Origin of the sequence: Paenibacillus phytorum, from assembly GCF_013141715.1 — a bacterium.
GTDB classification, from domain to species: Bacteria; Bacillota; Bacilli; order Paenibacillales; family NBRC-103111; genus Paenibacillus_E; species Paenibacillus_E phytorum.
Map to the genome: position 1 here is coordinate 1 of NZ_WHOA01000239.1, position 11,046 is coordinate 11,046.

Below are 11,046 nucleotides of genomic sequence, written 5' to 3' on the forward strand. Positions count from 1 at the left end.
TGTTTTCGTTTCTTTAAAAACTTTCTATAATATGCACCGATGAGGGAATGTGGCTCTTGTCTGCAATAAACTGATTGAAAATATTCATAGTTGTACTTGCTGTCCAACATTATAGAGGGCGTTTCTAAGAGTGAACGTTTTTTTCTTTTCCCCAAGTGGCGCTAGCGGCATCATAACTTAGTTGTTTTGCTATCAGTATTTGTAATAGTCAAACCCCACTTGGATTTAGATACAGGAAGCTTGCTTTTAAGGGTAATTCGATAAAGAGTGGGGCCCCATACCGCTTGCAATTTGGGATCGGACACGACAATTTCTTCTTTAGATGCAGCTAGTAAACTTTTATCATAATCCATCTGCACCTGGCCGTCTTCTGTACTCTTTAAGACAATAGTACCTTTCTCTTCTATTTGAGGATCCCATGGGGTTATAAAGTGAAGCTTGATATCATCTGTAGCACAGTTAAGCTGAAAATCTTCCTCAATCAAAATTTGAGCATCCTTCTGACGCAAAAAGGTAAATGTACGCTTCCAAGAGACAATTCCCGATGATTCAGGGTATGCGGAAGCTATGTTCAAAGAGAACCGGGCTGAGTCCGGAGTCGTATTGTAATGTACATCGCTCGCCTTGAAGTTATTTCCTGGAAGTTGCTGGATGCCATTTACCATTGGTACGTTATGGTACGCCGACTGCATCGTCCAAATGTCATAGCGATCCTTGCTAAACGTTTTAGCACTGTATGTTTCTACACCGACATCAATCAGATAAGGGATGCCGTCGGAATAGACCATAAAGTGACCGAGGTCATTATGATTGTGACTCTCTGCATTATGTCCGCCTTTCGCTGCCAAGTAGAGCCCGCACCTCGAGCCTTCTTGCTCCCTTGCTGCCATGACCTCGATTTCGTTCAACCAAACGTCTTTTATATATGGAGCCGAAGCGTCATCCTTCAGCTTGTCTCCTACCTGGAAAAGCGCAGGCAGTACACGATGCATCGTAAGCCAGCCTGACAGCGGTTTAGCATTAAGCGAAAATGCGCTTCTTGCCAAGCTAACAAGACGCTGATCCCCGATCCGAACCCCGTACCGATAAACGAGGTCTGATTCTATTTCCAGCATAGCGCTTCCATCTGCGAAGTTGATGTAATAATTTTCATCAATATGGACTCTGTACAGGTATCGCCCTAACTCTTGAATGAGTGGCTCATTGTACAAATTTATTTGCCCTCCAGAAGCTTCGTATAATAACTCCAAGCAATCGAATAACGATCCGGCAGCACGATGCCAGTAAACTGGCCCCTCTTCACATCCGCCATCCCTTTCGGAATCATTAATAAATCGATCCAAGCTGGTTATCATCTTTGTGATTCCCTTAATGCGCTTCTCCTCATCCTCTTCCAATAATAAGAAGCAGAGAAGCACATTCGAATTTACCCACGGATTCCAATTGTTCATTTTTCGATTCGGATCCATACCCATCCACCATAAATCGGTACGTTCCAAGTACGGATCAAGAATGCGACGATTTACTTCATGTTGAATTCGCGCGCAAATGCTTGTGCTGACTTCATCAAACGACTCTTTTAAAAGGTAATACGTCGTAGCAAGTACGTTCGCCGTCTCGCCTGCGCATAAATCAATAAACACATCCGTTACATCAGGTAGCGATAATTTGGCGCTAGCCTTGGATAAAACCATATGGGAAGGGATGATCCATGTGGTTTCTTCACAGATGCTCCATATTCCGTTAATGATCATATCCAGAAAACGGCCGCGCCCCTCGATACACTCTGCCAAAACTAGCGTAGCTAGCACAACTCTACGTTCTCTTAATTTATTTTCATACCGCACAACGTTGCCATCTCGCGTGTACGCCAAAAAGTCGGTAGCGGAAAGCGGAAGCCAAGGATATGCCAGGAATTCCTCTCCTCTAGTAACCCAATCCTGCTTTACAGATTCATTGAGGGACTGCCACATGTCCCTATCACTGAATTTAGGATATGGAAGATAATTCGTCTGCGGAAGTAACAGATTCTTTACATTATCCAAATAACGTTCTTTTAGCATATGCGCACTCCTCTACTTTACCTCTACCAGTATCCCTTCAACCCTTTTTCCATACGCACAAGAGCTTCCATATAATAATAGTCGCCCCAAATCATATAATCGTCTGGTCCGCTGTTTCCGCGTACGTGATACGAACCATGCTGCAATAAGCCTTCGGCATCGGGCAAATTCATTGTCGAGTAATTCTCGACCAGTGATGTCATGGAACGCTGAAGTCCAGCCTCGAGCAATGGTCGATCAGCGTCATCTGCCTCAAGTACATCCAGAAGCTCGAGCAAGCCCGCTGCAACAATCGCCGAAGCGGAGCTATCCTGCGGTGTGTTCTCTTCAATTGGAACGTCGAAATCCCAGTATGCGACGTGGTCTTCCGGTAAATGCACTAAAAAGTATTTAGCCATTTCTTTCGCCGTCTGCAAGAAAGCTTTATCTTTCGTGTAACGATAGCTAAGGGCAAATCCATAAATGCCCCAGGCTTGCCCCCTTGTCCACGTCGATCCGTCCTCGTAGCCTTGATGCGTCCCCCCGTGCAAAGCATTGCCATTTGTCTGATCAAAATAAAACGTATGATAAGAGGAGTAATCCCCTCGAACCAGAAAACGACGGCTTTTATGCGCATGACGGTAGGCTATATCATAAAAATCTTTCTCGCCTGTTTGTTCATAAGCCCAGAATAATAGCGGGAGGTTCATTAAACAGTCGATGATAATGCGTCCTCCATTTTTGGGATCGCCTTCTTTTCCCCATGCTTGAATAGCGCCAATCGCAGGGCGCCAACGATCTCTAAGCTCGCGTGCCGCTTGCAAGGCTACAGCCCGAGCCTTTTCATCTCCGGTAATCATCCACTGCGCGGTAGCAGAAAGTGAATATAGAAATCCCAAATCATGATGGTCGAGATGGTAATGTTGATCCAAGCGCTGACTAAAGTTTTCTAGAAAAGACTCCGCGCTTTGTTTAAACTCCTCATCTCCGCTGTATTCATAAGACAACCACATCATGCCGATATAAAAGCCTTCTATCCAATCACCGTTTTCTCCCCATTTGTATCTTTGATTTTCCGTAATATGGGGGAGCAGTCCAGGATGGTTATGGATATTATTTTTTATTTTTTGCATTGCATCTTCAATTGCCGAGCGCCACATGAACTCCACTTCCTTTTTGTTGAGTATCATTCAACAGTAGTTGATAGTAGTCGTGTAATGAAATAGACTGACCATGATTCAGACGAGATTGCTCAGCCGCAAAAGCCATTAAGTGACTTCGAACAGATGCGGAAGCGGAGGTAAGACTGTCACCGCCGTTGTAATTGCGAACCTCATGTAGAAAGCGCTTCATAATCCCGCTGTCTCCCCCTCCATGTCCGCTTGTCTGCTCAGCAATCTTTATTTCAGTTTCCTCATGAGTCAAGAAATCCATCAGCTTGATTCTTCCCTCTTCACCGCGGATTTCTCCTCTTGTTCCCATGATCTGAATACGGCGCTCCTGGTGTCTTGTGAACCCGGACATGCTGAATATCGCAGTGGCACCATTGGCGAAGTTCATATTGACTACCTGATGGTCAACCACGTTATTGTCAGATTGATAAACACAGCGGCCATAGTCGTTTTCCTGCAAACATTTAATAATATTTTCTCGCGTTTTTTCTTTTGTAAAATGTCCTGCCCACCCTAGCCCTTCGCCTAAATAAAATCTAGGAGCCGAGTAAGGACATTGCGATTCCACGGCGCAGCCGTCCAAACAGCGCGAAGTAGAACCCTCGGGAGCATTCCCTTTATGAAAATGCATGAGGGATCCATAAGAGCTCACGTGCGTACAAGGCTGATCCATCAGCCAAGAAATCGCATCCATATCGTGGCAGGATTTAGCCAAAATCATCGGACTTGATTTGTCAGAATTGTTCCAGTTGCCCCGAACAAAGCTGTGCGCGATATGCCAATAGCCTACGTTCTCATTTAGCTGAATGGAAACAATTTCGCCTATTCTTTTTTCAGTTATCAGCCTCTTAATCGTTTGCCAGAACGGAGTATACCGAAGCACATGGCAAATCGTCAGTAGCTTTCCTGCTTCTTTCGCTGCTTGCTCCATTCTCACGCATTCAGCTGGCTCCGGAGACATCGGCTTCTCAAGCAGAACATGATAATCCTTACTGAGCGCCTGCAAAGTCGGCTCAAAGTGCATGCGATCCTGTGTACAAATCAATGCAAAATCTGCAAGCTTGGGCTGGTCCAAAATCTCTTCCCACGAGGAGTAACAATTCTCTTGTGGGATGCCGTGCTCCCGAGCAAATATCTCAAGCCGTTCCGGATCGGGCTCCGCTACGGCGACAAATTTCAATTCATGAGGGAAATCGAGTGCATATGGCGCATAGCTGCGTGCTCCACGCGCTCCGGCACCAATCAATATAGCTTTCATTTGCTGCATATCAGTCTCTCCTATACATAGATAAATGTTAATGATAGAGTTGGCTCACTTCATGTGGTTATTGTTGCAAAGTCTTTACATGCTTGGACCTGTAATCCCCTGGCGTAACTCCTGTAAGTCGCTTAAATGCGCGAATAAAATTTTGCGAGTTGTTATAGCGAAGCCGGTCGGCAATATCCGTCACTTTTAAATCCGTTTGCGCGAGTAATTCCTTCGCTTTATCAATTCGAAAGGAGATCACGTAATCGGTAAACGTTACGCCAACCTCCTGCTTGAATATGCTGCTGAAATGTGAAACCGGTATCATGACCATTTCTGCGAGAAACGGCTGGGATAAGTCTTCATCATAATGTTCGTGAATGTAGCGCAGAACTTTATCCGCAATTAACGAGTTCCGTTCACTTCGCAGATGACGAATATGAGTAATAATCGTCGGGAACATGACCTTCTTAAGCCATTGAACAACGTGTTCCATCGTCTTAAAACCATTTACGGTCTGGTAGACATTTTCTTCAAACAGCGTTGGCCCTTCCGTGGGGTCAAGTTCATATAATGTACGCATTGTCGCTGCGACAAGCTGAACGAAAGATTGACGGACATGGTCTGTCGTTAGCGAACCTTTCATTTTTAACGATACAGCGAAATCATCGACCGCACTGCTTGCTTGTTCAAGATTTCCAAGTCTTAGATTTGTTAATACCGATTGCTCTTGCTCCACTGGATACGTTAACGTAGTTGCTTCCGGATTAACCTGTTCAATAAATAGAACCGTACCCGTTCCTTCCAACAGTTGGTATTTAAGCGCTTCAACCGCTTCTTTATATGATCGTTGGATGTTCTCAAGCCCCAAATAGCTGTGGCCGACACCAATGGTCGCCGTTACTCGCAGCACTTGCTCGATTAAGGTTCGTATTTCTTCAGAAATACGAAATATTTCTGCTTGCAGAAGACTCGGCTCATCGCTTTCCAAGCCGTGATTGATAACAACAGCAATTTGATCGGATTGCATTCTAACCACCATGCCGTTTGTATAATGGCTGATGATCTCTTTGACAATATTAATCGCCCCATAAAAAAACAAATTAACGTCTTGCTCAGATTGTCCGCGCAGATTATCCAGCTCGATACATAATACAGTATAAAAAGAGCATTTTACCGGAATTTGATAATAATTGAGCTTTTCATAAAACTCACCGGAACGAAATGGCTCTGTAAGCAGGCGCTGAATAAAGTTGGCGCGCAAGAGCGGCATCGATTCTTTAATTTGATTTTCAAGCTCATCATTCTCTGAACGTATCGTTTCCACGTAATAATGGATGAGACCGAACTCGTCCATTTTTCGCTGTGACGTCGGATTAAACTTTCCAATAACACGAATCGACTCGGCAATACCCGAAATAATCCGAAACAACCGCTTTGAAAGCAGAATAGAGGCAAACAAGCCCATCAAGATAAGAGCCAGACAAATAATAGTAGTCGTATATTTGATAGATTGAATTGGTTTTGTCAGTTCTCTTAGCGACAGAATCGATACATACCGCCATCCATTGTAGTCCGATTCCAGCGAGCTGACCAACATCGAATCTCCGTTGATCTTGATCTTATCGGATGATTCCGGAATATCGGACGCCATCAAGGCGCGGATGGAGTGATCGCTGAGTAACTCCCGATTGAGCGGCTTATGCCAATCCGACAGAACACTCCCTGACGGTGTAAGAATCAGCATCTCACCGTTGGTGCCGGCATACAAGCTGCCAAATACATTAAAGATCGCCTGTTCGTTCAAATTGATAATCAAATAGCCAAGCGCCTGATCGGACGAAACTGGCAAACGACGTACCAAAGTAATGACATGAGACCCGCCATTCAATTCTGATCGAGTCGTATTGTGTTCATACCAAAAAAAAGGCTCTTTGCTTTCATTAATGCGTTGAAGTAGCTCCGCTCCGAGCTTGGGTGCATCTACAATGCCCTGACTTGGATTAATAGCTAGCTGCTGGCGGTTCATGTATAAATAAACGGAATCCACATTGTCGATCAGCATTTCCATCGTATTTAATATGGTCGTTACATTTTTTAACGATTGTATATTGTCTAGAGGATCCGGCTCTTTTAAAAAATCAGTTAACGTCGGATTGAACGCTTGCTGCAAGACAATCTTGTCATTCGTCACCAGCAGCTTGTCAATTCGCTCTTGGACTTGCCGCATCGTTTCTTTGTTCGTCTTGCTGATTCCCTGCATGATACTGGAACTCGCGATCAAGTAAGTTATGAAGCCAAGTACAATGACTGGAATGATAGAAATAAGCGAAGCAGCAAGCAGTACCTTTAACTGCGTGCGATAAGTTGACTGTCTATTCCATATTGTACGTAGCACTTTGCACCACCTTTCGAGGAAACAACTGGAAGACCATTTCCCATGAGGAAATGACCTTCCCTTGTTGATGATTATTGATTGCTTTTATTTTTTGTTTGCTTTATACCAGTCATTTACTTCCTTCGTGAGTTGACGGCCACCTTTATCCAGCCATTCATTCGCGAACTTGTCGAAATCCTCGATCGGTCTCTTGCCCATCACTACGCTGACTAAGAATTCGTCGCGCAGCTTGTTCAGATCAGCACCCTTTTCGATCTGCGTAGGCGCCAGGTAATTGATTACCGGGTTTTTTACGCCTTTATCTACATCATAGTCAAACATATCATGCTGCTTTTTTTGGACTTCAGGCTCAGCTGTTTTCGCAACAAGCAAATAAGGATCGAATTTGTTTTGGGAGATCAAATTTCCAACGGCATCGGCCTTCAGCTTGTCGGTATTTGCCTTTAAGGTTCCATCGGCATTCTTTGTATAATGGACGCCTTCTAATCCGTATTCCTTGAACACAGCTCCTTCATCGCTCATTTGCCAATCCAGGAAGCTGATAATCCGTTTTACTTTTTCCGGATCCTTCTCAAGCTTGGCTGGGATCGCTTGCAAACCATAAAAACCGATTTGTTCGTTCACACCCGATTTACCGGTTGGTCCAGTAACAAGCGGGATCATTTCGAATTTTGCATTCGGGTTAATTTTTGTTGTATCCGCCACAAAATGAGCATAATCACTGATGTTACCAATGTAAATACCCGCATTGCCGTTGTTGATTTTATCCCAAACCTGTGTTGTTTTCAACACAGCAAAATCTTTATCGATGGCGCCTTCCTTATACAGATCTCTAATAAAGGTGAGCGCTTGTTTGCGCCCTGGAGTACTGGCGCTGTTCATTAGAGTGCCGTCCTCCATCACTCTCCAGCCGTTTCCGGTATCGAATGCGTGCCAAACCGTTTCGAGGAACGCAAGGTTTTCACCGACGGCAAAGCCGAACGTATCCGCTTTCCCATTTTTGTCAGGGTCGTTCTTGGTAAATGCTACCGCCGTCTTAAACAGATCATCCGTCGTTTTTGGAACAGGCAATCCTAGATTATCGAGCCAATCTTTGCGAATCATGATCGCGGTAGTCGTTAATGGGCGCGGACGAGGAACTCCATAGATTTTACCATTAATTTTTACGTTGTCCCAAACGGACTTAGGCAACTTCATAATATTGGGTGAATTTTTGATATATTCGTCAAGCGCGAGGAATGCGCCTTGTTGTGTATAATTGTAGAAATCGGCTGAAGGGAACGATTCCCATACCATGAAATCCGCCATATCGCCTGACGCAACGGCGAGCTTTTCTTTTTCTTCCGAGCTATTATTCGGGATGGCTAGTGGCTCATAATCAATGTTGAATTTATCTTCAATAAATTTCCATGCTTCTGTCTTTTGCGCCGGATTGCCGTAAAGCGGGAACATCGAGCTGATCTTGATATGCTTGCCGGTGTCTACCTTAGCCGTAGACGAAGGCTGGGTCGAGCTGGCCGTATCATTCTTTGAGCAGCCGATTGCGGAGCCCCCAAGTATCGCTACCACCATTGAAAGGTAAAGAACGGTCTTAAATTTGCGGTTGTTGTTCATGCACTGACCTCCTGAATATAAGATGATATGGTAAGAGAGCGATGTAAAGAATTAGCTCCCTCTAAACCCGAAGGTAAGTCTACCCTTTTACTGAGCCTAGCAAAACTCCCTTTGCAAAATGCTTCTGTAGAAACGGATAAATGATCAGGATCGGCACGGTTGCAACGATCGTTGCCGCCATTTTGATACTTTTGGGCAACACTTGCGCACTGGCTTCGAGCGCAGCATTTTGAAATTGCTCGACTGAACCCTCGATGATCATTTGACGCAGCAGTACCTGAATTGGCCAGAGATCGGACTTGTTTATATACATAACCGCCGAAAAATAGTTGTTCCAGTGACCGACCGCATAAAACAGTGTAAATGTAGCTAAGGCTGGCATTGATAGCGGGAGTACGACTCGAAACAGGACACCAAAATTGCGACAGCCGTCAATCCGGGCGGCCTCCTCCAGCTCTTCGGGAATACTCATAAAGAAGTTTCGCATAATGATCAGATTAAATGCGCTGATTGCGCCTGGCAAAATTACGGACCAGACTGTGTTGAGCAAATGTATGTTTTTGACAACAAGGTAAGATGGAATCAGACCGCCACTGAACAGCATGGTTACGACGACTAAAAACAGAATTACACCGCGACCTCTCAGTCTTTTTTTCGAAAGCGGATAAGCCATTAAGGTTGTAAACAAGAGATTGACGAATGTACCCGTTACCGTAATAAAAATACTTACCCATAACGAATGGACAAAATGCGTATTGGAAAAAATCGTATAGTAGGCGCCCCAATCGATTGTTTCCGGCCACAGGATAAGCCCGCCTTGCAGCACCTGTTTCAATGGAGCGAGTGAGGTCGCAGTAACATATAGAAACGGAATTAGTGTGATGATCGAGAAAAGAAGAAGAATGCACACATTGCCAATATCAAAAGCTCTGCTGCCAATAGACGGTTTATAGTGTAACAAATCGGTGCCTCCTATCAGAATCAGGGGCTCTACTTGATTAGTAGACGCCTTCTTCGCCGAATTTTTTAGTCAACCAGTTAGCACCCATAATGAGAATCAAACCAACAAAGGATTTAAATAAGCCGACAGCCGTTGTATAGCTGAACTTTCCGCCAATGAGTCCTTCACGGTACACATACGTCTCAAACACATCGCCTACGTCATTTACCGTCGAATTAAGCATGAGGAAAATATGCTCGAATCCGATATCAAGAACGCTGCCCATGCGCAATATGAGCAATATGAGTATCGTGCTGCGAATCGCCGGAAGCGTAATGTGCCAGAGCTGTCTCCACCGTCCAGCTCCGTCAACGATGGCCGCTTCATAAAGCTGCGGATCGACACCTGCTAGTGCTGCAAGAAAAATAATCGTCCCCCAGCCGGCTTCCTTCCAAATGCTTTGACTGACAATCAATCCTCGGAACCATTCTTTGGTCGTTAAAAAAGCAATTTCTGATCCGCCGCCTGCTTTAATGAGCTCATTAATGAGACCACCCTGCGTGCCAAGCAGCATGTAAGTTATGCCGACCACGACGACCCAAGAAAGGAAGTGGGGTAAATAAATAACCGTCTGAATGAATTTCTTGAATACGGTAGCTCGAATTTCATTTAGCAGTAGCGAAAGCACAATCGGAACTGGAAAAAAGAAAATTAGATTATAAAAGCTGATAAGCAGCGTGTTGCGCAGCAATAACCAGAATCCATTATAATGAAATAGCGTTACAAAATGCTTGAATCCGACCCAATCGCTTCCTGTGATTCCTTTATAAGGGCTGTAATCTTGAAAGGCAATCACAATTCCCCACATAGGGACGTACTTAAATATGATAAAAAACAAGATTCCCGGAACAAGCATGATATACAGTTCCCAGTCGTTAATCATATGAAATCGTTTCTTCTTCGAGATTGCATTCGACAACTTAACATGTTGCACCGTTGTTGAATCCATGGTGTTTCCCCTCCCATCATTTTTCATCTCTATGTGTCTCGTTGATGATAGTCACATTAACATAAGGTTATATGAAATTAAATAATCTTTTTAAATGAGTATTGATCATAACTTGGTATCTCCATCGCTCTAAAGCAAAAATTTTAACTATTTAACTCTAAGTCCTCCAAAACTGTTTGCTTTCCGCAAGCCAAAGTACCCCCAAAGTAACATATTTTTTGAACAGTACTGCTAACGTACAAACGTCGTGAGGAAAATAACAACCCATGTAGGAATCCAGTACGGCTGATGGTATGATCGTAGTATTAGCAGAACTCTTTTTCTGAAGGACTAGATATTGCTGTTTAACGTAAAAAAGCCCCTTAAAAGAGGCTTTTCAACATTTCAATTAGTTATCGTATCGTTAGTTGTAAGAGCAACGATTCTCTTGATGACATACTTACAACAACTGCTTGCTCTGCATACTACACGCTAGAGTTAATGAGCAATCTTAAGTCGCACCCTTTTCTCTGTAGACATATCGTCTACAAATTACAATCGATTTGCAGTTTTAAAACTTCCTGTCTACAATCCGTCTACAATTCCACCCTTAGACAGGAAAAAACCCGCTCAGTGAGCGGGTTCT

The 11,046-nt window shown here is 44.1% G+C and carries 7 protein-coding genes; all 7 read right to left on the bottom strand.

The window, feature by feature from the left end:
* Positions 1 to 170 precede the first annotated feature (170 nt).
* The 7 genes from GC098_RS33040 to GC098_RS33070 all read right to left on the bottom strand — a co-directional run bounded on the left by GC098_RS33040 (position 171) and on the right by GC098_RS33070 (position 10,421).
* Positions 171 to 2,063 (bottom strand): heparinase II/III domain-containing protein, encoded by a 1,893-nt coding sequence (locus tag GC098_RS33040; protein ID WP_171648204.1) that lies wholly within the window; start codon positions 2,061 to 2,063, stop codon positions 171 to 173.
* Between the two features lie 23 nt (positions 2,064 to 2,086).
* Entirely contained in the window at positions 2,087 to 3,202 is a 1,116-nt protein-coding gene (locus GC098_RS33045; protein ID WP_171648206.1) for a glycoside hydrolase family 88 protein, read from the bottom strand.
* Positions 3,183 to 4,481 (bottom strand): Gfo/Idh/MocA family protein, encoded by a 1,299-nt coding sequence (locus GC098_RS33050; protein WP_171648208.1) that lies wholly within the window; start codon positions 4,479 to 4,481, stop codon positions 3,183 to 3,185. The genes GC098_RS33045 and GC098_RS33050 overlap by 20 nt, the downstream gene beginning before the upstream one ends.
* 58 nt (positions 4,482 to 4,539) lie before the next feature.
* Positions 4,540 to 6,858 (bottom strand): helix-turn-helix domain-containing protein, encoded by a 2,319-nt coding sequence (locus GC098_RS41370; protein WP_171648210.1) that lies wholly within the window; start codon positions 6,856 to 6,858, stop codon positions 4,540 to 4,542.
* Between the two features lie 84 nt (positions 6,859 to 6,942).
* Positions 6,943 to 8,472, bottom strand: coding sequence for an extracellular solute-binding protein (locus tag GC098_RS33060; protein WP_171648212.1), 1,530 nt, complete (start codon positions 8,470 to 8,472; stop codon positions 6,943 to 6,945).
* Positions 8,473 to 8,551: 79 nt separating this feature from the next.
* Positions 8,552 to 9,433: a carbohydrate ABC transporter permease gene (locus GC098_RS33065; RefSeq protein WP_171648214.1), complete on the bottom strand. Its 882-nt coding sequence runs from the start codon at positions 9,431 to 9,433 to the stop codon at positions 8,552 to 8,554.
* 37 nt (positions 9,434 to 9,470) lie between these two features.
* A complete protein-coding gene (locus GC098_RS33070) occupies positions 9,471 to 10,421 on the bottom strand; it encodes an ABC transporter permease (RefSeq protein WP_171648216.1) in 951 nt (316 codons plus the stop codon).
* Positions 10,422 to 11,046: the final 625 nt, after the last annotated feature.

Bases quoted from the DNA above. Each gene is read 5' to 3' on its own strand.
- GC098_RS33040 (WP_171648204.1), bottom strand. From the start codon at position 2,063: ATGCTAAAAGAACGTTATTTGGATAATGTAAAGAATCTGTTACTTCCG.
- GC098_RS33045 (WP_171648206.1), bottom strand. From the start codon at position 3,202: ATGTGGCGCTCGGCAATTGAAGATGCAATGCAAAAAATAAAAAATAAT.
- GC098_RS33050 (WP_171648208.1), bottom strand. From the start codon at position 4,481: ATGCAGCAAATGAAAGCTATATTGATTGGTGCCGGAGCGCGTGGAGCA.
- GC098_RS33060 (WP_171648212.1), bottom strand. From the start codon at position 8,472: ATGAACAACAACCGCAAATTTAAGACCGTTCTTTACCTTTCAATGGTG.
- GC098_RS33070 (WP_171648216.1), bottom strand. From the start codon at position 10,421: ATGGATTCAACAACGGTGCAACATGTTAAGTTGTCGAATGCAATCTCG.